The sequence below is a fragment of the Sphingosinicella sp. CPCC 101087 genome, assembly GCF_004151485.1.
Classification (GTDB): domain Bacteria; phylum Pseudomonadota; class Alphaproteobacteria; order Sphingomonadales; family Sphingomonadaceae; genus Allosphingosinicella.
In genome coordinates this window covers 48,032-68,678 of the sequence record NZ_SBFF01000001.1, presented here as the reverse complement: position 1 = coordinate 68,678, position 20,647 = coordinate 48,032, and the positions used below count along the sequence as shown (strand labels likewise).

18 protein-coding genes are annotated in these 20,647 nt (G+C 67.0%); 12 read left to right on the top strand and 6 right to left on the bottom strand.

The window, feature by feature from the left end; genetic code table 11:
* Position 1: 1 nt before the first annotated feature.
* The 11 genes from EKM57_RS00315 to EKM57_RS00265 are packed head-to-tail and all read left to right on the top strand — an operon-like array spanning position 2 to position 13,687.
* Entirely contained in the window at positions 2–1,411 is a 1,410-nt protein-coding gene (locus EKM57_RS00315) for an MFS transporter (RefSeq protein WP_165357121.1), read from the top strand.
* On the top strand, positions 1,408–1,887 hold the full coding sequence (locus tag EKM57_RS00310) for a DUF3237 domain-containing protein (protein ID WP_129790481.1): 480 nt from the start codon (positions 1,408–1,410) through the stop codon (positions 1,885–1,887). Before EKM57_RS00315 ends, EKM57_RS00310 begins: the two co-directional genes overlap by 4 nt.
* 12 nt (positions 1,888–1,899) lie before the next feature.
* Positions 1,900–3,600: a CocE/NonD family hydrolase gene (locus EKM57_RS00305; RefSeq protein WP_129790480.1), complete on the top strand. Its 1,701-nt coding sequence runs from the start codon at positions 1,900–1,902 to the stop codon at positions 3,598–3,600.
* Complete coding sequence (locus tag EKM57_RS00300) at positions 3,597–5,066, top strand: carotenoid oxygenase family protein (protein WP_243450830.1); 1,470 nt, start codon at positions 3,597–3,599, stop codon at positions 5,064–5,066. The genes EKM57_RS00305 and EKM57_RS00300 overlap by 4 nt, the downstream gene beginning before the upstream one ends.
* 37 nt (positions 5,067–5,103) lie before the next feature.
* On the top strand, positions 5,104–6,555 hold the full coding sequence (locus EKM57_RS00295; protein ID WP_129790479.1) for an NAD-dependent succinate-semialdehyde dehydrogenase: 1,452 nt from the start codon (positions 5,104–5,106) through the stop codon (positions 6,553–6,555).
* A gap of 9 nt (positions 6,556–6,564) precedes the next feature.
* The gene (locus EKM57_RS00290; RefSeq protein WP_129790478.1) at positions 6,565–7,617 is read left to right on the top strand and encodes an amidohydrolase family protein; all 1,053 of its coding nucleotides are present in this window, start codon (positions 6,565–6,567) and stop codon (positions 7,615–7,617) included.
* A gap of 8 nt (positions 7,618–7,625) precedes the next feature.
* Positions 7,626–9,245 (top strand): GMC family oxidoreductase, encoded by a 1,620-nt coding sequence (locus EKM57_RS00285; protein ID WP_129790477.1) that lies wholly within the window; start codon positions 7,626–7,628, stop codon positions 9,243–9,245.
* A 1-nt stretch (position 9,246) separates the two neighbouring features.
* Positions 9,247–10,908 carry a GMC family oxidoreductase gene (locus tag EKM57_RS00280; protein WP_129790476.1) on the top strand — a complete coding sequence of 554 codons (1,662 nt, stop codon included), beginning with the start codon at positions 9,247–9,249 and terminating at the stop codon, positions 10,906–10,908.
* On the top strand, positions 10,905–11,309 hold the full coding sequence (locus EKM57_RS00275) for a nuclear transport factor 2 family protein (protein WP_129790475.1): 405 nt from the start codon (positions 10,905–10,907) through the stop codon (positions 11,307–11,309). Before EKM57_RS00280 ends, EKM57_RS00275 begins: the two co-directional genes overlap by 4 nt.
* 18 nt (positions 11,310–11,327) lie before the next feature.
* Positions 11,328–12,830, top strand: coding sequence for an aldehyde dehydrogenase (locus EKM57_RS00270; RefSeq protein ID WP_129790474.1), 1,503 nt, complete (start codon positions 11,328–11,330; stop codon positions 12,828–12,830).
* A gap of 35 nt (positions 12,831–12,865) precedes the next feature.
* Complete coding sequence (locus EKM57_RS00265; RefSeq protein ID WP_129790473.1) at positions 12,866–13,687, top strand: nuclear transport factor 2 family protein; 822 nt, start codon at positions 12,866–12,868, stop codon at positions 13,685–13,687.
* Between the two features lie 136 nt (positions 13,688–13,823).
* Here the strand turns inward: EKM57_RS00265 and EKM57_RS00260 are convergent, their stop codons facing one another.
* Positions 13,824–15,179 carry an MFS transporter gene (locus EKM57_RS00260; RefSeq protein WP_129790472.1) on the bottom strand — a complete coding sequence of 452 codons (1,356 nt, stop codon included), beginning with the start codon at positions 15,177–15,179 and terminating at the stop codon, positions 13,824–13,826.
* A 108-nt stretch (positions 15,180–15,287) separates the two neighbouring features.
* Between EKM57_RS00260 and EKM57_RS00255 the strand changes: the two genes are divergently transcribed.
* A complete protein-coding gene (locus EKM57_RS00255; RefSeq protein ID WP_129790471.1) occupies positions 15,288–15,815 on the top strand; it encodes a DUF3237 domain-containing protein in 528 nt (175 codons plus the stop codon).
* Between the two features lie 27 nt (positions 15,816–15,842).
* Here the strand turns inward: EKM57_RS00255 and EKM57_RS00250 are convergent, their stop codons facing one another.
* The 5 genes from EKM57_RS00250 to EKM57_RS00230 all read right to left on the bottom strand — a co-directional run bounded on the left by EKM57_RS00250 (position 15,843) and on the right by EKM57_RS00230 (position 20,420).
* Positions 15,843–16,367, bottom strand: a complete 525-nt coding sequence (locus EKM57_RS00250; RefSeq protein ID WP_129790470.1) for a MarR family winged helix-turn-helix transcriptional regulator — start codon at positions 16,365–16,367, stop codon at positions 15,843–15,845.
* 123 nt (positions 16,368–16,490) lie between these two features.
* Complete coding sequence (locus tag EKM57_RS00245) at positions 16,491–17,363, bottom strand: alpha/beta hydrolase (RefSeq protein WP_129790469.1); 873 nt, start codon at positions 17,361–17,363, stop codon at positions 16,491–16,493.
* A complete protein-coding gene (locus tag EKM57_RS00240) occupies positions 17,363–18,460 on the bottom strand; it encodes an NAD(P)-dependent alcohol dehydrogenase (protein ID WP_129790468.1) in 1,098 nt (365 codons plus the stop codon). Before EKM57_RS00240 ends, EKM57_RS00245 begins: the two co-directional genes overlap by 1 nt.
* Entirely contained in the window at positions 18,457–18,981 is a 525-nt protein-coding gene (locus tag EKM57_RS00235; RefSeq protein WP_129790467.1) for a nuclear transport factor 2 family protein, read from the bottom strand. Before EKM57_RS00235 ends, EKM57_RS00240 begins: the two co-directional genes overlap by 4 nt.
* Positions 18,978–20,420 (bottom strand): carotenoid oxygenase family protein, encoded by a 1,443-nt coding sequence (locus EKM57_RS00230; RefSeq protein ID WP_129790466.1) that lies wholly within the window; start codon positions 20,418–20,420, stop codon positions 18,978–18,980. Before EKM57_RS00230 ends, EKM57_RS00235 begins: the two co-directional genes overlap by 4 nt.
* Positions 20,421–20,647 lie beyond the last annotated feature (227 nt).

Genomic DNA, 20,647 nt, shown 5'->3' with positions numbered 1-20,647 from the left:
GATGACGGACTCTGCCGCCACGGCCACGGCTCCCCTTTATACGCGTTCCTACCGCGGCTGGATGCTCACGCTGCTGGTCGCCATTTATGCTTCGAGTTCGCTGGACCGGCTGATCATCGCGGCCCTGGGTCCGGCCCTGAAGCGCGACTTGCTGATCAGCGATACGCAATTCGGGCTGCTCGGCGGGATCCTCTTCATGTTCGTCTATACCGCCGGCGGAATCCCGATCGCGCGGCTGGCGGAACGGTTCAATCGGGTTTGGATCATCTCGGCCGCGCTCGCCACCTGGTCCGCCTTCACCGCGCTTTGCGCGCTCGCCACCAGCTTCGCCCATTTGCTGCTGCTGCGAATGGGGGTCGGTCTCGGCGAGTCCGGCTGCGCCCCGACCTGCTACTCGCTCCTTTCCGATCAATATCCACCCAGGGCGCGGGCGTCGGCCGTCGCCATCCTCGGCCTCGGCGTCCCGATCGGCTCGGCCGCCGGGGCCTTCCTCGGCGGCTGGGCCTCGGACGTTCTGAGCTGGCAAGCGGCCTTCGTCATCGCCGGCGTGCCGGGCCTCGTGCTCGCTCTGATCGTCCTGCTCGGCCTGCGCGAGCCGCCGCGCGGCACGTTCGATCCGGCCGGGCGGCGCAGCGAGGACGTGCCGCCGCTTCTCGAGGTGCTGAAGCGGATCGGGGGCAAGCCCGCATTCATGCACCTGACGATGCTGGCGGCGCTCGCGATCTTCTGCAATCTCGGGCTGAACCTGTTCATTCCGGCCTTCTTCGTCCGCTCCTTCGGCCTCAGCTTCAGCGAGGCGGGCGCCTATTTCGGACTGATCACCGGCTTGGCCGCAGCCTTTGGCACGACCGTGCTGGGCCTTGGGATCGCGCGTCTCGCCCGGGGCGACAGCCGCTGGTACGGATGGGGCCCCGGTCTGCTGATGATCCTCGGTGCGCCGGTCTACATCGCCGGTCTGCTCCAGGACGATTTCCGGGCCGCACTGGTTCTTCTCATGATCTCCTCGCCGATCGGCTTCGCCTTCCTCGGCCCGGCCGTCGGCGCGACCCAGAACATGATGGATCCGCGGATGCGCGCTTCCGCGGCCGCCCTGTTCCTGTTCGTGATGAACATGGTCGGCGGCGGGCTCGGCCCGGTCTTCACCGGACAGGTGAGCGACTGGCTCGCGAGCCGCGCCTTTGCCGGCGATTTCGCGGCGATGTGCCCGGGTGGCGTCGCGCCTGCCGCTGCCGGGTCGGACCTTGCCGCCGCCTGCGCCGCGGCCGCCGAGCACGGCCTCCGCTACGCGCTCGTCGCCTGCGCGCTCTTCTTCGTCTGGGGCGGCATCCACGCCTTGCTCGCCACCCGGACGATGCGCCGCGATCTCGGCGAGCAGGACCTCACCCAAACGATGCAGGAAGCGACAGCATGACCGACCAGCCCCATCCTTTTCAGCCGCGCCTGGAACATGCCTTCACCGTCTCGATCGACCTCACCAAGGCGGTGTATCTGAAGCCGTCCTCGACGGGGATGACCCGCGCTGCGGTCTGGGCGGCACAGGGCAAGGTCGAAGGCAAGATCAACGGAATCGTCCTCCCGATGAGCGGCGGCGACTTTCCGCTGGTGCGCGCCGACGGCGTGATCGATTTCGACGCGCGCTACCTGTTCGAGCTCGACGACGGCACCCACGTCTATCTCCAGAGCCGCGGTTATCGCTGGGGGACCGAGGAGGCGATGGCGAAGATGTCCCGCAACGAGCCCGTCGCGGACCATGAATATTATATGCGGGTCTCGCCCAAGTTCGACGTGCCCGACGGGCCCCACGCCTGGCTCAATCGCCACATCTTCGTCGGAGTCGCCGAGAAGGTCCCCGGCGCCAATCGCATCCATTATTTCCAGGTGCTTTGAGGGAGGATCGCCATGCCCGACACACCCCCGAGCCGACCGCGCTTCCAGCCGCTGATGATCCCGGCGACCGATCCGAAGCTCGCCAAGTTCAAGCCGCCGCATCCCGGCACGCAGCATGAGGTGCTGCGCCAGGAAGGCCTCAGGATCGAGCGCAACATCGCGGTACCGATGCGCGACGGGGTGAAGATCCTGATCGACCTCTATCTGCCCGACAACCGGTCGGAGGCCGACAAGGTGCCGGCGATCATCGGCTGGAGCCCGTACGGCAAGCACAACCTGTCCGACAGCCTGTGGCCCGCCGCCGACGTCCAGCCGGGCTGGATCTCCAAATATACCGCCTTTGAGGCGCCCGACCCGTCCTATTGGTGTCCGCGCGGCTATGCCGTCGTCTTCCCGGACCCTCGCGGCACCTGGTATTCGGAAGGCGACTTCCACCATGCGGGCGCGCAGGAAGGCGACGACGTCTACGATCTGATCGAATGGCTGGCCGTGCAGCCCTGGTGCAACGGCAAGGTCGGGATGAGCGGCGTCTCCTATCTCGCCGCGGCCCAATATCAGGTCGCGCCGCTCCACCCGCCGCACCTTGCCGCCATCAATCCCTGGGAGGCCTTCTCCGACTGGTATCGCGAGTTCGGCTATCATGGCGGCATGCGCGACACCGGCTTCGTCCCTCGCGCCGGCCTTGGCCTTCGCTACGGCACCAATTTGGTCGAGGACACGATCCAGAGCATGATCGATCATCCGCTCTGGGACGAATATTGGGAGAGCAAGGTCCAGGATCTCGCCGGCATCGAATGCCCGGCCTTCTTCGTCGCGAGCTGGTCGGACCAGGGCTTCCACACCCGCGGTACGCTCGAAGCCTACAAGGCGGCACGCTCGCCCGACAAATTCCTGCTCGTCCACGGGCAGAAGAAGTGGAAGCATTATTACGATCCGCCGAACGTCGAGCTGCTGCGAGCCTTCTTCGACCAGTATCTGCGCGGTGAAGGCAAGGCGTCGGACGATTGGCCCAAGGTCCGGATCGAGGTGCGCGAGCGCGCGCATGTCGGCCATTGGCGCGACGAGCTGGAATGGCCGCTCGCCCGCACCGTCTACACGCCTTTCCATCTCGACGCGCGCGACTTGGCCCTGTCGCCGGCGCCGGTCGGGGAGGAAGGCGAAGCGTCCTACGATCCCAATGCCGATGACGGCCGCGCCTGCTTCGACATGAAGTTCGAGCACGACACCGAGCTCACCGGCCACATGAAGCTCAAGCTGTGGGTGGAAACGGACGCCGGCAACGACATGGACCTGTTTGTGGCGATCCAGAAGCTGGACCGCGACGGGAACGTCGTGCCTTTCGTCTTCTACGCCATCTGCGACGATGGTCCGGCGGCGCTGGGCTGGCTGCGTGCCAGCCATCGCGCGCTCGACGAGGAGAAGTCGACTCCCTGGCAGCCCATCCACCCGCACACCCATGAGGATCCGCTCGAGCCCGGAGTCACGGTTCCGGTCGAGATCGAGATCTGGCCCTCGAGCACCCTGTTCCGGGCGGGAGAGTCGCTGCGCGTCCAGGTCCAGGGCCAGGATGTCTACGGCGACCTTCCCGGCGGACCGTCGTCGATGCGCCATGAAGAGCTGCGCAATGTCGGCCGACACATCATCCGCACCGGCGGCCGCTTGGATTCCCATCTGCTGGCCCCGGTGATTCCCAGCGAGGAGCAGACTCAATGACCGCGATGACCTTTCCCAAGACCCCGAACTTCACCGGCATGTTCGCGCCGTCGGGCGTGGAGGCGGACGTCAACAGCCTCCCCGTCATCGACGGCGCGGTGCCGGAGGAATTGGACGGCGCTTTCTACCGTGTGTGCCCGGACCCGCAATTCCCGCCCCTCTCCGGCGACGACATCTGGTTCAACGGCGACGGCATGATCACCCGCTTCCGCTTCCAGGGGGGCAACGTGTCGCTTCGCCAGAAGTGGGCGCGCACCGAGAAGTTCAACATGGAGCGTGCCGCCGGGCGCGCCTTGTTCGGCATGTACCGCAACCCGCTCACCGACACCGAGGAGGCGAAGGGCCGCGTCCGCTCGACAGCCAACACCAATGTCGTCGTCCATGCCGGCAAGCTCTACGCGCTCAAGGAAGACAGCCCGCCGACCCTGATGGATCCGGAGACGCTGGATACGATCGATCCGGTCTACACTTTCGGCGGAAAGATGAAGAGCCAGACCTTCACCGCTCATCCGAAGTTCGATCCGAAGACCGGCCACATGCTCGCCTTCGGCTACGCCGCCAAGGGGCTGCTCGGCCGCGACATGGTCTATTACGAGATCGACACGAAGGGGGAGATCGTCAAGGAAGTCTGGTTCGAGATTCCCTATTATTGCATGATGCACGATTTCGGCGTGACCGAGGATTATGCGGTCTTCCACGTCGTGCCGATCACCTCGGATTGGGAACGGCTCGCGGCGCGCAAGCCGCATTTCGGCTTCGACACCAAGAAGCCGGTCTATCTCGGCGTCCTGCCGCGCGGGGGAGGGGCCGAGGATCTGAGGTGGTTCTCCGCGCCGGTCTGCTTCGCCAGCCACGTCATGAACGCCCATAATGACGGCACGAAGATCCATTTCGACGTGCCGATGGCGGAAGGGAACATGTTCCCCTTCTTTCCCGACATCGACGACAACCCGTTCGATCCGCAGAAGGCGGCGTCGCGCATGACCCGCTGGACGGTCGACCTTCGGTCCAACAGCGAGGACATCCAGATGGAGCCGCTGAGCGACCTCGTCGGCGAATTTCCCCGGATCGACGACCGGTTCACCGGCCTCAAGAACCGTCATGGCTTCCTGCTCGTGCAGGACTTCAGCAAGCCGGTGGACCTGCCCGGCGGCCGCAGCGCCTCGGGCATGCTGATGAACACGCTTGCCCATATCGACCTCGAGACGGGGGAGAAGGACACCTACTGGCTCGGCCCGGTCTCCTCGCTTCAGGAGCCCGCTTTCGTCCCGCGGCCCGGCTCGACCGAGGAAGGCGACGGCTATCTCGTCGCGATCGAGAACCGCCTCGATACCCAAAGCTCGCGCCTGCTCCTCTTCGAGGCGCGGCACGTCGCCAAGGGTCCGATCGCGACGCTCGGCATTCCCTTCCGGATCCGGCCCGGCCTTCACGGCAATTGGGCGACCGCCGCGCAGATTGCCGGCTAGCCCCCTACTCCCCCCTTTCCCAACACAGGAATCCTTCATGGCTGATCAGGAAAACTCGACCGTCCAATATCCGAAGCTGGGCCTGCACATCGATGGAGAGTGGGTCGGCGCCGACCAGCGCCGCACTCAGCCGGTGCTCAATCCGGCCACCGGGAAGCCGCTGGGCGAGCTCCCGCTGGCCGACGCGGCCGACCTCGATCGCGCACTCGATGCCGCGGATCGCGGCTTTCGCGAATGGCGCAAGGCCAGCGCGGACCAGCGGGCGGCGGTGCTCAAGGGTGCGGCCCGGCTGATCCGCGAGCGGGCGGACACGATCGCGCGCCTGGCCACGATGGAGGAAGGCAAGACCTTGCCCGAGACGCGCGCCGAGACGATGGGCGCCGCCGGCCTGTTCGAATGGATGGGTGAGGAGACGAAGCGGATCTACGGCCGCGTTCTGATGCGTCCGACCGGGACGCGTTCGCTCGTGATGAAGGAGCCGGTCGGCCCGGTCGCCGCCTTCGCGCCATGGAACTTCCCGATCCACAATCCGGCCCGCAAGATCGCTCCGGCGATCGCCGCGGGCTGCTCGGTCATCTTGAAGCCGGCGGAGGAAGCCCCCGCCTCGGCGATGGCGATCGTCCAGGCGGTGATCGACGCGGGGATCCCGCCGGGCGTCGTCCAGCTCGTCTTCGGCGTGCCGGACGAAGTGTCGCGCCGCCTGCTCGCCAGCCCGGTCACCCGCAAGATCACGTTCACCGGCTCGGTTCCGGTCGGCAAGCATCTGATGAAGCTCGCGGCCGAGACGATGATGGTGACGACGATGGAGCTGGGCGGACACGCGCCCGTCATCGTCTTCGACGATTGCGACCTCGATCGGGCGGTGGAGCTGCTGGCCATATCCAAGTGCCGCAATGCCGGCCAGGTCTGCGTGTCGCCCACCCGCTTCTACGTCCAGGAGGGGATTCACGACCGCTTCATCGACGCCTTCCAGAAGCGCCTCGAGCGCATGAATCTGGGCGATGGCCTGCTCGATACGACCCATATGGGTCCGATGGCCAATCCCCGGCGGCCGGAGGCGGTCGAGGCTTTCGTCAGGGACGCGGTCGAGCAGGGGGCGACCTTGCGCAGCGGCGGCGAACGGCACGGCGAGGAGGGCTTTTTCTTCAGGCCGACGCTGCTGACCGACGTGCCCTTGTCCGCGCGGATCATGAACGAAGAGCCGTTCGGCCCCGTCGTCGCGACCCAGCGCTTCTCCACGCTCGACGAGGTGGTGGAGCAGGCCAACCGGCTGCCCTACGGCCTTGCCGGCTACGCTTTCACCGAAAATGGCCGGACCGCCAACCTCATCGCCGATGCGCTCGAGGTCGGCATGGTCGGGATCAATTCGGTCATGATGGCCGCGCCCGATTCCCCGTTCGGCGGGGTCAAGGAGAGCGGCCACGGCTCCGAGGACGGACCCGAGGGCCTGTCCGCCTTTCTCGTCACCAAAGCCATCCACCAAGCCTGAGGAAAGACAATGACCGAACTCAAGACCGGCGGCAGCCAGGGCTATCTTCGCATCGCGACCGAGGAGGCGTTCGCGCCGCCCGAGATGATTGAGGCTTATCGCAAGCTGCTCGCGGCCGGGGACGTCGATCCCGGTTTCTACAGCCTCATGGGATTCTACATCAACAGCCAGGCCGAGCGGCCGCGCTTCATCTTCGATCGCCTCCAGGACCTGGGCGAGCTTCGCCTCGCCGACATGGATGCGCGCGGCATCGATCGCCAGGTGATCGGCCTCACCGCGCCGGGCACCCAGGTGATGACCGCGGAGGACGGCCATGCCTTGTCGATCCTCGCCAATGACCGGCTGTCCGAGGCCTGCCGCAAATATCCCGACCGCTTCACCGGCATGGCCGCGGTTGCGCCGCACGCCGGCGAGAAAGCGGGCCAGGAGATCGAGCGCGCCGTCTCGAAGCTCGGCATGAAGGCGGTGGTGATCAACTCGCACATTCACGGCGAGTATCTGGACGATCCGAAGTTCGGCGCCACGCTGGAGGCGGCCGAGGCGATGGACGTTCCCATCTATCTTCATCCGCAGACGCCGCCCGCCGACATGATCCGGCCTATGCTGGAAAGCGGCCTCGACGGCGCCATCTTCGGATTCGGCGTCGAAACCGGCATGCATGCGCTTCGGCTGATCGTGAAAGGTGTCTTCGATCGCTACCCGAAGCTCCAGGTGATCATCGGCCACATGGGCGAGGCGCTGCCTTACTGGATGTACCGGCTCGACTTCATGCATCAGGCCGGAATCCGGGCGGCGCGCTACGACTTCCTCAAGCCGCTGAAGAAGGAGAAGGTCTCCAACTATCTGAAGGAGAATTTCTACATCACCAACAGCGGCGTCGCCTGGGAACCGGCGATCAAGTTCGCCCAGCAGGTGATCGGCGAGGATCGCGTCCTTTACGCCATGGACTTCCCCTATCAATGCCCGCCCGAGGAAGTGACGATCCTCGACAATATGGACATGCCGCTGGAAACGAAGAAGAAATTCTTCCAGACCAACGCGGAGCGCGTGTTCAAGCTGTAGGACGGCGAATGCCCGCTTACGATTATGTGATTGCCGGCGCCGGTTCCTCCGGCTGCGTGCTTGCCGCGCGCCTGTCGGAGGACCCGTCGGTTCGCGTGCTGCTGCTCGAGGCGGGCGGCAGCGACGCGAAGACGCAGATCAGCATGCCCCTCGCCTGGTTCCGGACGATGCACGATCCCGGGATCGGCTGGGGCTATGCATCGGAGCCCGAGCCGCACGCCGACGGCCGCTCGATCCCCGCGCCGCGCGGCAAGGTGATCGGCGGCTGCTCGTCGATCAACGGCATGATGTATTCGCGCGGGCATCCGGCCGATTACGACCAGTGGGCGCAGATGGGCGCGCGCGGCTGGAGCCATGACGACGTGCTGCCCTACTTCCGCCGGTCGGAGGCGAACTGGCGCGGCGAGTCGCCGCATCACGGCGGATCGGGTCCGATCAGCGTCGCCCGGCACCTCACCGACGACTATGTCTATCCGCGCCTCATCGAGACGGCGGGGAGGCTCGGCTTTCCCCACCTGGACGATTTTCACGGCGACGAGCGGGAAGGCTTCAGCGCACCCGATTTCACCGTTCATCGCGGCCGCCGGGCGAGTACCGCCGCGCGCTACCTCAAGCCGGCTTTGTCCCGGCCGAACCTCACCGTCATCAGCCAAGCGCTCACCACCCGCGTCCTGGTCGAGAAGGGAAGGGCGATCGGCCTGTCCTACGAGAAAGACGGGCGGATCGAGACCGTGCATGCGGATCGCGAGGTGATCCTGTCAGCGGGCGCGTTCAACTCGCCCCAGATCCTCTTGCTGTCCGGCATCGGCCCGGCGGACGAACTGCGTTCGCACGGGATCGACGTCGTCCTCGACCTGCCCGGCGTCGGACGCAACCTGCAGGACCACGCCTCGATCCCGATGCTCTTCGAAGCGAGCGGGCCCTTCACCTTCGACCGGCAGCTGCGCTTCGACCGGATGGCCCTGGCGGTGCTTCGCTGGCAGCTTTTCGGCACCGGCCCGGTGGCCGGCCTGCCGGTGGGCGCCCAGGGGTTCATCCGCACGCGCGAAGGGCTGGACCGCCCCGACGACCAGATTCTCATCAGCCCGGTCGCGATGGATGCGAAAATCTGGTTCCCGGGCATCCGCGCCCGCCGCGGCGACATCTTCTCCATCTCGAACGTGCTGCTCCATCCCGAGAGCCGCGGCAGCGTCACGCTTCGCTCGGCCGATCCGCACGACAAGCCCAGGATCCTGTTCAACCTGCTGTCGACGGAGGGCGACCGCGCGTCCTTCCGCCGCTTCGTCCGCTTCACCCGCCGCTTCTTCGAGATCGACCCGGCGCGCGGCATCGTGCGCGGCGAGCTGGTGCCGGGTCCGTCGGTCGAGACGGATGCAGAGATCGACGCCTTCGTCCGCAGCCGGGTCGGCACCGCCATGCACCCGACCAGCAGCTGCGCGATGGGGACCGGGCCCGAGGCCGTGGTCGACGAGCGGCTGAAGGTGCACGGCATCGAGGGCCTGCGAGTCGTCGACTGCTCGATCATGCCGACCATCGTCGGCGGCAACACCAACGCGCCGGCCATCATGATCGCGGAGAAGGCGGCCGACCTGATCCGCGAGCGCGAGTCGATGGCCGAAGCCGCCTGATATGGAGCGCTTCGACTATATCATCGTCGGTGCCGGCTCCGCCGGATGCGTGCTCGCCAACCGGCTGAGCGAGGATCCCGCCAATCGCGTCCTGCTGGTCGAGGCAGGCGGGAGCCACCGGCATTTCCTGCTCGACATGCCGCTCGGCTTCCTGCGCGCTTTGTTCAATCCGCGTTTCGTCTGGCCCTACAAGTCCGAGCCGGAGCCGCAACTCGGCGGCCGCCAGATCATGCTTCCGCGCGGGCGGGTGCTCGGCGGCTCGTCGTCGATCAACGGCATGTTCTACATGCGGGGCCACAGCCTCGACTTCGACACCTGGCGGCAGATGGGCTGCGAGGGCTGGAGCTTCGCCGACGTTCTTCCCTACTTCAAGAAGATGGAGACGAGCTGGCGCGGCGCCGGGCCCTATCATGGCGACAGCGGCCCGCTCAGCGTCGTGCCGGTCGCGACCGAGCACCGGCTCCACGAGCCGCTCATGGCGACCGCCGAAGCCGCCGGCTTCAACGTCACCGACGACCTGCACGGGCCGGTCGAGGAAGGCTTCGCCCGGGGCGAGCTCACCATCGACCGGAGGGGCCGGCGATCGAGCACCGCCCGGGCCTATCTGGTGCCCGCGCTCGCCCGGCGGAATCTCCACGTCGTCACCGATGCGCTGACCCGGCGGGTGATCATCGAGCAGGGGCGCGCCGTCGGGATCGAATATGTGCGCGACGGCAAGACGGTCGTGGCGCATGCGGGGCGGGAGGTGATCCTCTCCGGCGGCGCCTATAACAGCCCGCAGCTGCTGATGCTCTCCGGCATCGGGCCGCGCGAGCATCTCGCCGAGCATGGGATCGAGACGCGCGTCGACAGTCCCAATGTCGGCCGCAACCTGTACGAACATCCGCGCGTGCCGGTCCACTTCGCCTTGAAGCAGCCGGTCAGCTTCTTGAACCAGCTTCGCTTCGACCGCGTCGCGCTCGCCGTGACGCAATGGGCTCTGACCGGCAAGGGCACCTTCTCGAGCCAGGTCAACAGCTGCAATCCGGTGCTCCGCACCCGCCCCGACCTCGCCCAGCCGGACATACAGATCTGGAGCAATCCGATCCGCATGGACGCGAAGATCTGGTTTCCCGGCATCGGCAAGCGCCAGGAGCATCGGGTCACCGCGGACGTGATCCTGCTCCATCCGCGAAGCCACGGTTTCCTGAAGTTGCGCTCGGCCGATCCGGCCGATCCGCCGGCGATCACGCTGAACATCTTCTCGGAAGCAGAGGATTTCGAGACGGCCCGGCGCGGCATCGAGATCGTTCGGCGCATCTACCGCACGCCGCCGCAGGCCGAGCTGATCGGCGAGGAGATCCAGCCCGGCGGGCAGGCCACGACCGACGAGGCGCTCGACGACCATATCCGGCAGCACAGCCAGGTGACCCAGCATCCGGTCGGGACCTGCGCGATGGGCGGCCGCCCGGACAGCGTCGTCGATCCGCAGCTGCGCGTTCGCGGTGTCGAGGGGCTTCGCGTCGTCGACGCCTCGGTCATGCCGACCGTGCCCGGCGGCAACACCAACGCGCCGACCATCATGATCGCCGAGAAAGCGGCCGACCTGATCCTCGGACGGCCGGCGCTCGCGCCGGAACACGAACTCGCCCCGGCCCGGGCGCAGGAAAGGATGCTCGCATGAACAAGGAGATCTTCGTCCGCGACTATATCGGCGGCTTCAACGCGAAGGATTTCGACCGCTTCAGCGCCTTCTATGCCGAGGACGTGAGGCTCAGCCTTTCCGGCAAGCGGATGCTCACCAGCCGCCGGGAGATCGTCGACTTCTATCGCGACGTCGCCACCCGCTGCGACGAGCGGCTCGAGGTCGTCCGCCTCGTCGCCGACGAAGAAGGAATAGCGGTCGAGCTCGATACCGAGTTCAAGGCGCTGAAGGACGATCCCGGCTTCATCGCCGGCCCGCTCGTCCCCGGCCAGTCGATCTTCATCAAGAGCGTCATCTTCTACACGGTGAAGGACGGCCGCTTCACCGACATCGTCGCCCGCCGCGTCCAGGACGCGACCACCGGCCCCTCGACCTTCTGACAATCAGGACAAAGCCTCATGAACGCCCCCTTCGCCGCCGCTGCCCTCGACCAGATCCGCTCGGAGCTCGCCTCCGGTCCGCGCCAGCTGCTGATCGACGGCCGTTTCGTTCCCGCCGCGTCCGGCGAGACGTTCGATGTCGTGGATCCCGCCACCGGCCAGGTGTTCGCGAGCGCGGCGAGCGGCGGCCGCGAGGATGTCGACCGGGCGGCCCAGGCGGCGCGCCGGGCCTTTGACGGCTGGGCGGCGACGCCCCCGGCACAGCGCGCCCGGCTTCTGCTCAGGCTGGCCGACCTGATCGAGGCGCATGGCGAGCGTATCGCGCTCACCGAGAGCCTCGACAACGGCATGCCCTTCATGATGGCCAAATTCGCCGGGGTGATGGGTGCGGCCGATCAGCTTCGCTACAATGCCGGCTGGGCGACCAAGATCACCGGCGAGACGGTCCAGCCCTCCGCCCCGGGCGAATGGCACGCCTTCACGCTGCGCGAGCCGGTCGGCGTCGTCGGCGCCATCGTGCCCTGGAACTTCCCCTTCGTCATGTCGGTCGCCAAGATCGCGCCGGCGCTCGCGGCCGGCTGCACCGTGGTGCTGAAGCCCGCCGAGCAGACCCCGCTTACCGCCGTCATCCTGGGCGAGCTGCTTCTGGAGGCCGGCTTCCCCGCAGGAATCGTCAACATCGTCACCGGATATGGCGAGACCGCGGGCGCGGCCATCGTCGACCATCCGGGCGTCGACAAGGTCAGCTTCACCGGCTCGACCGCGGTGGGCAAGGCGATCGTCCGGGCATCGACCGGCAATCTCAAGCGCGTGACGCTCGAACTGGGCGGCAAGTCGCCCAACATCATCTTCGCCGACGCCGACCTTTCTAAGGCGATACCCGGCGCGGCGATGGGGATATTCGGCAATGCCGGCCAGGTCTGCGCCGCCGGATCGCGCCTCTTCGTCCACGAAGCCGTGTTCGACGAAGTGGTGGAAGGCATCAAGGAACGGGCGCGGACGCTGAAGGTCGGGCCGGGCCTCGCGCCGGGCACCGAGATGGGCCCGCTCGTCAGCCAGGAGCAGCTCGACCGCGTGCTTTCCTATGTGGAGAGTGGCGCGGGCGAGGGGGCGACGATCAGTGTCGGCGGGCAGCGCCTGTCGGACCAGGATGCCGGCTATTTCATCCAGCCGACCGTCCTCACCGGCACCGTATCGGGAATGCGCGTGGTCGAGGAGGAGATTTTCGGCCCTGTTCTGTGCGCGATGAAATTCGGCGAGGGCGACGATCTCGACGCCGTCGCGGCACAGGCCAACTCGACCGAATATGGCCTGTCGTCGGCCATCTGGACCCGCGACCTGTCCACCGCCCTGAAGCTGTGCCGTCGGCTCAAGGCGGGCACCGTGCGCATCAATGGCGGCGCGGGCGTCGATCCGGGGCTTCCGCTCGGCGGCTACAAGCAATCGGGCTGGGGCCGCGAGAATGGCCGCGCCGGCGTCGAGGCCTATACCGAGTTGAAGGCCGTCACCGTGGCGCTTTGACCCGCGATCCGCTTCGCGACCGCAGGAGGGGCGCCATGAACTATCTGGACTATGTCGATCTGTTCAACACGGGCGACGACGCGGCCCTCGTCGATCGCTATTTCCACGACGAGATCGTCTTCACCGGCGGCACCCGCCGACACCCGGGCAAGGAGGGCCTGCTCGCTTTCCTGAACTGGGCGCATGACGGCGTGCGCGAAGTGATCCGCCTGCAGAACTTCCTGCAGCAGGGCGATCTCATCTTCGCCGACATCGACATGGATTTCCATGCCACGAAGGAGCGGCCGGATTTCCCTTTCGGTCACCTCTATCCCGGCGATTCGATCACCGTGAAGTTCTTCGTCACCTACCGTCTCAAGGACGACCGCATCGTCGAATTGAAGTCGATGACCTGGCCGGCCGGGCGTGGCGTCACGACGATCCCGCGCCTGGGCGGCCATCCCAGCCAGGTCGCCGCCTTCCACGCTTATGCCGCAGCCTTCAGCCATGGCGATTTCGACCGCTTCACCGCTTTCTACACCGACGACGTCACGCTCCAGCTGCGCGCGCTGCCGCCCATCCGGGGCAAGCAGGCGATCGCCGATTTCTATCGCGCCATGTTCCCGAAGGTTCGCGAGGACCTGCTGGTGCGCAAGGCGCTGGCCGACGACGAGGCGATCGCCATCGATCTCACCAGTCGCTTCACGGCGATCGAGGATGCGCCGGATTTCAGCGTGATGCCGCTCGCGCGCGGCGAGGCGGTCGAAGTGGACCTCTACGTCCATTACCGCCTGCGGGGCGGACTCATCGCTTCCATCCACGGCGTGCGCGCCGGCGAACCGGTCAAGTTCGCCTCCGGGCAGCCCCGATCATCGTGAAGCCACCCGGCCGCTGACCCTGTCGAAACGTCCACGCGCGGCCTACTTCGGACAGCCGCAGCCCTGGTCATCCGGTCCTAGCCCTGCCCAGTCCTGCTCGGCACGAGCGCAGGGCGGTCGATCGTCGGTAATTGGCCTACGCCGTCGCCGGCTGGAGCGACGATTCCGGGCGGCGCGACTGGCGATAGCCCAGCAGCAGAATCAAGGCCGCGACGATCAGCGGCGAGACGGCGACGCACAGCAGGGTCGTCTGCAATGTGAGACCCTGCTGGAGCGCGAACCCGCCGAAGGTCGGCGCGATCAGGATGCCGCCGATCCTGCCGGCGCCGCCGGACCAGCCCAGTCCGGTGCTGCGCATCCGAGGCGGATAGGCGTAAGTGATGAAGGTGTTGAGCCCGGACTGCCCGCCCGACTGGCAGAAGCTCCAAAGGATCAGCACGGCGATGAACAGCGGCGCCTCGAACGGCACATAACCCAGCGTGACGAGCGCGGCTGCGAGCACGACATAGGCGCAGGCGATGACCGGGGCCGGCCGGAAGCGGTCCATCAGATAGCCCATGATCAGCGTGCCCGCGAAGCCGCCGCTGAAGGCGATCATCGCGACGATGGCGAAGCGCTGGATCGGCACGCCCGCCATCTCCTGGAAGAAGGTCGGAAGCCAGGCGCCGAGCAAGGCGATGTTCGACATGCTGAGGAAGCAGCAGATCCACAGGATTGTCGTCGAGAAGCCGCGCCCGTCCGCGAAGATGTCGAGCAAGCGCGCCTTCTTCGGCTTCTCGCGGGACGTCCCGAGCGCGAAGCTGTCGACCCCGGTCAGGTCCGCCGCGGGATAGAGGCGAGCGATGGTGCGCGCGATGGCCGGATCCCGGGCATTGCGCTCGGTCCTGAACTTGATCGATTCGGGAACGAACAGGAGCAGCAGGGGCACGCAGAGCAGGGGGACCAGGCCGGCGATCCAGAAGGCGCTCTGCCAGCCATAATCGTCGAGCAGGAAGGCGGCCACCGCGCCGCTCGCGGCGCTGCCCGTCGAATAGCCGGCCATGGCGATGGCGATGAAGGTCGCCCGGCGCGGCTTGGGCGTCGTCTCGGCGATGAGCGCCACCGCCAGCGGCAGGCCGGCCGACATGAAGATGCCGCCGACGCCACGCAGGATCGAAAGCTGGTGGAGCGATTGCGCCCAGATGCTGACCAGCGAGAGCGTGCCGAACAGGATGGCGGAGACGACCAGCATGGTCCTTCGCCCGAACCGGTCTCCGAGCGGGGCGACGAGGAAGGCGCCGACCGCCAGGCCGATCTGCTGGTAGAGGAATAGCTGGGTCATCGCCGCCGGCGGTTCGTCGAAGCCCTCGGCAATGGCGGGGGCGATCTTGCCTATCATGAAGATGTCGAAGCCGTCGATGAAGCAGAAGAGCGTGCAGATGGCGAGGATGAGGATCTGGCGCGGACCGATCTTCTGCCGGTCGATGAAAGCTTCGACGTCGAACTGGGACATTGGCAACCTACTCGCTGAACGGCGGACGGGCTCTCGCGGCCCCTGGTGTCACGATAGGCGCTATCGTTGCATGATCAATGAATTCTTGCGTGTCCGCCGCAAACCGGCATGAGGGCGGGACGAACGAGGGAGGTCATTCTGAGCGACGATCCATTGGCACTCGCCTACGAACATGTCTTCGACATCCGGATCAACTTCGACAAGAGGTGGACGTTCGGCCCCATCTCGGGTGGTCCCATGCATGGCTATACGTCGGTGGGGGAGGGCTGCACGGTCAGCGGGCCCCGGCTCAACGGACGCCTCGTCGACCATAGCGGCGCCGACTGGCCGGTCGTCCGCACCGACGGCGTGGTGGAGCTCAACGCCCATTACATGATCGAGGCCGACGACGGCGCGCTCATCTACATCCGCAACATGGGCTATGTTCACGGTCCGCTGCGGACCCCCGATCAGGGCCCGGACGATCCGCCCGCCATTCCCCGCTATTTCCGCTGCACGCCTTATTTCCGGGCGCCCGTCGGCCCGCACGACTGGCTGAACCGGACCGTGATCGTCGGCGTCGGGCAGCGTCGGCCGAAGGTGAATCCCGAGGACGAGCCGGACCATTCGCTGTTCCGCTACTACGCGATCATCTGACGATCCGGGGCAAGCTGCGGGAAGGGGCTATTTCTCCGCGCTCTGGCCGCTGTTCAGCCGGACGACCCGCTGGGCGATCCGCTTCAGGATGCGGTCGAGCAGCGCGATTTCGTCGGGCGCCAGGTCGGCGGTGAGCTCTTCGTGGAACCGCTGCCGGTCCTTGAGATAGTCCGCATGGACGCTGAGGCCCTTCGGCGTGCAGGACAGCAGAGGCGTGCGCGCGTCCTGGGGATTGGGTTTGCGGGTGGTGAGGCCGCGCTTCTCGAGCGCCGTCGCCGCCCGGCTCACTTCGGCCCGGTCGACCCAGGCCAGGTCGGCGATCTGGCGCACGGTCAGCGCCGGCGCCGAAGCCAGCCGCGCCAGGACCCGCCATTCGGCGAAGCTCAGTTCCCCCCGCTCGTTGAGGCGCCGGATCGACATCCGGTCGATGACCTTCGCGACCAGGGCGATCCGGAAGGTTGGGTAGTCGAGCTGGGGCACGACCCAGCCGGCGAGCTCGGCCCCCTCGTCGCTTTCCGCCTTGGCGGCGCCCGGTTCATCGGCGTTCGTCAATCCGCAGCCCCCTGCATGCCTTCCGCGGCCCGTCCGCGGCTTTCGGGAAGCTTGGCGGGAAAGACAGCGGTGTCAACCGCATGCGGGCGAACGGACGCGCGACGAACCTGTGCGCCGCCCCGCTCAGACGCGGCTCCGGCCCTCGATATAGGCTCCGACGAGTGGGCCCAGCGTGTCGTGCGCGCTGCCGATCTGCGCCACCGTCGAAAGGTGGTTGTGGCCCTTCAGCCAGTGAATTTCCGGCCAGCGCGCGTGACGGGAGACATGAGTCTCCACCAGCCAGGCGGCCTGGCGCTGGAAATCGGGCGGATCATATTCCGCCACGGCGTGGAAGCAGGGCAAGGCGGAGTCGGCGAGCGCGTCCAGCGTGGAGCAGCGCGGCCAGCCCGATTCATCCTCGCCATAATAAGCGCGCTGGAAGTCGTTCCGGTCGGCCCGGCCCACGTCGTAGACGCCGGAGATCATGATCGCTCCCGCAAGCGAGGCTTCGCCGAGCAGCTCGGGCCGGGCGACGACGTCGGCCACGTGCGTCGCGCCGGCCGACTGGCCCATGATGAAGATGCGGCGCGGATCGCCGCCATGGGCTTCGACATTGGCCGCGAGCCAGGCGACGGCGCGGCCGACATCCTCGGCCCCGGACGGCCATTGCGACGCGGGGGCCAGGCGGTAGTTCAGCGTGACGCCGACATAGCCCCGCCTCGCCGCCCAGGCGCCGATATTGTTGTGGAACGGTGCGTCGGAAGCGCCCTTGTCGCCGCGCACGAAGCCGCCGCCATGGACGAATACGAGCACGGGTGCGCCCGCCGCGTCCCCTGTCGGACGGAAGAGGTCGAGCCGGTGCCGCTCATGATCGCCATAAGCAAGGTCGCGGACGACCCGGGATTCGTCCTGCCGATCGACCAGCGGCGCGAAGAGAGCATGCGTGCCCTGGATCATGTCCATGGTGAAGGCATTGCCCCAGACGGCGAGGCGGTCGAACAAGGTCCTTCGGTCCATCAGGCGGACTCCATCTTCAGCACGGGTTTGATGATCCCGCCATGGCCGCAGGCGGCGAAGGCCTCGCCGATCGCCTCGAAGGCGAAGGGCGTGACCAGCCGGTCGATCGGGAAGCGGCCCTGCCGCCAATAGTCGAGCATCATCGGGATCGCCACCTGGGGATTGGCGTCTCCGCCCAATATCCCCCGCATTCCCTTGCCGTGCAGCGTGAACATTTGCGGTGTCCACGGTTGGGAGGGCACGGAGACGAATCCGGCCGTGCCGCGCATCGCCAGCACCCGGATGGCCGCGTCGTAGACCGGCGCCGCCGTCGTCGTGTTGAGCGTGAAGTCGACGCCGCTGGGAATGGCGCCGAGGATCGCTTCGGCGACGTCCCCGTCGTCCGGATCGAGCGCCAGCGTCGCGCCCAGCTCGAGGGCCAGGGCGCGGCGGTCCGCCTGCGGGTCGACGGCGACGATATGCCGCGCGCCGCTCAGCTTGGCCGCCATGACCGCGCTCAGGCCGACGCCGCCCGCGCCGAAGATGGCGATGCTCTGACCGGGCCTGAGGCCGAAGCTGTAGAAGATCGCGCCCGCGCCGGTAATGACTCCGCAGCCGAGCGGCGCCGCGACCTCGAACGGCACGTCCTTCGGGATCGGAACCGCGCCGCTCGCGTCGGCGACCGCCCAGGTGGCGAAGCTAGACTGGCCGAAGAAGTGGCTGTGGATCGCCTCTCCGTCGCGCGACAAGGCGGTGCTGCCGTCGCTTCTGCGGCCGCCGAAGCAGCGCATCATGAACTCGCGGCAGTAGCTGGGATAGCTTTGCAGGCAGGAGGGGCAGACGCCGCAGCTCGACCCCGAGAGTGCGACATGGTCGCCGGGCTTCACGTGGCGGACGCCTTCGCCCACCTTCTCGACGATCCCCGCGCCTTCATGGCCGAGGACGACCGGACGCGGCGTCGGCAGGTTCTGCCCGCCATGGGCGCGCAGGTCGGTGTGGCAGATCCCGGTCGCCATGATCCGGACGAGCACCTCGCCGGCCCGCGGTTCGGAAAGCTCCAGCTCCTCGAGCACGGGGGCGGGCGCGCCCTCGCGCGACACGCCGGCCAGGATCCTCATGCCTTGGCCTGGTCCGGATGGCTCGGCGGGGAGGCGCGATTGTCGACGAGGCGAAGCTCGCCCTTCCAGGGGACGTCGGCCAGGCTCCGCCAGGCATTCACGAACAGCTCCTTGAACAGCCAGCGTCCGTCGCGCTTGACCAGCTGGTCGACCCGCGTCCCGATACCGAAGACGAAGTTGGTCTTATATTCGGTGTTGAACTGCAGGATTTGGAAGAAGCAGCGCACCGTCGCGCCGTCCTCGGTCGGCGTCATGATATAGTGATCGAACAGATGCTGCCGGCCGAGCCACCAATGCTGCCGGTCCAGCCAGAGCTCGCGCAGATTTTCGAGGATGGCTGCATGGCCCACGGCGCGGCCCTGCCAGAGATGGTCGAAGGCGCCGTCCTCGGCGAAGGCGGAAATCACCATCTCCTCGTCGGCCAGGTCGATGCCCCAGGCGTAGCGGGCATAGGTTTCGATGATGTCGCCGCGGTCCTGCGCCGGCATCGTCGTGGGAACTCCGTTCGGCCAGCAGCTCATGCAGCGATCTCCATATGATAGCGCCCGGTCTTCAGCGTTTCGGCCGGGACCCAGCTTCCGTGAAAGGTGGAACGGACGCGCACCGGCAGGTGCAGGCGCGCGATCGGCCCGTTCGCCAGCTTGAGCGCGTCGAAGATGGCGAGTTCGCTATGGCCCTTGTCGAGCCGATTGAGAATGACGAGCAGCCAGCCGTCCGCCTCGGGGGAATCGGGCGAGCGCGGGACGAACTGGGGCTCGTGCACGGAAATCGCATCGCCATGGGCCCAGACGTCGATCACGCCCGTCTCGAGGTCGGCGCGCGACACGCTGCTGGTCCCGTCGGGCTCGCGCAGGATCATGAATCCGTGGCGGTAGGGGCGGCCCTGATAGCGGTCGTCGGTCCGCGGCATCTCGCCCGAGCGGCGGGTGAGGGGCGCAAGCTGGATTTCGTCCGAATTGCGGGCGAGATCCATCGTCATGCGCGTGAGCTGCGGCGGCCCGGAATCGCACGTGCGGCCGTCCGGCGTCGCGAAGAAGGGGAAGCAGTTGCCGTGATAGAGGACGACGTCGAGATGGACCTTCGTGCCGTCGGTGACGGCGTTCATCATGTGGCCGGCGCTGACCGTCGGCCCCTTGAACCAGCGCAGCTGATCGGCCGTGCCCCGGCGCGGGACGACCGCGACCATGCAGGGTTTGTCGTCGTGCCACTGATAGAAGGGGCCGCCTTCCTTCAGCACATCGAGGTCCGTGATGAGCGGGAAGAAGGGGATGACGATATGCTCTTCCGTCACCGCGAAGTCGTGCACAACTCCGGCCCAGGGCGCCTCGAACCACAGCTCGTGCACCTTCTTTCCGTCCGGCCCGAAGATATAGACGGCCATCTCGCGCGAGGCGTCGCCCTTCGCCTGGAATGAATAGGTGACATATTCGTTGCGGATGAGGTCGAGCTTCGGATGGGCCGACAGGCTCACGGCGGAGACCTGGCCGTCCAGATCGGTGCGCTTGCCCGTCTCCAGCGTGTCCGGGTCGATCTCGTAGGGAAGATCGTCCTCCTTGAGGACGGTGAGCTTGCCCGCGTGGAACAGCATGTTCGTGTTGGCCGTGCCGGGATTGAGTCCCTGCGCTTCCGGATCGGCGGTGTAGCGGTTGCGGTAGCGGCCGAACAGCGTCCGTCTGGCTTTCTCCTGGGCGACGAAGCGCTCGGTGCGTACCCAGCGGCTGCGATAGGTGACGTGACCCCGGTCGAAGCGGAGCATGTGCGCCATGCCCTCGCCGTCGATGAAGATGTCGTCGCCGTCCTTGGGCGCAAACTGGCGATCGGGGCCGGCGCGGTACCAGGTTCCGTTCAGCCCTTCCGGGACATGGCCTTCGACCAGTTCCAGCCCTTCGACGTTGCTTTCGGTCCGGAGCGGCTTGCCCCAGCCTTCGTAGAGCGGGATCTTCGGGAAGACGATTTCCATTTCCCTCTCCTGTTCAGCGGCCCTGGGAAGTTCGGCCGCACGGCGGGCGGCGTCCTCCGGTCGTTGGGAAAGCCTGCGGGCGGGCCTCGCCGGTGTGGGGATTGACGACGGTCATGCTCCGCTGTCTCATCGCGCCTCTCCTCCACCTGACTTTTGGGTGGTTGTCATTGTGGTCGCGACCATTCGTTGATAATTCAACGAAGTCAAGCTGAAAACGGGAGCGTTCG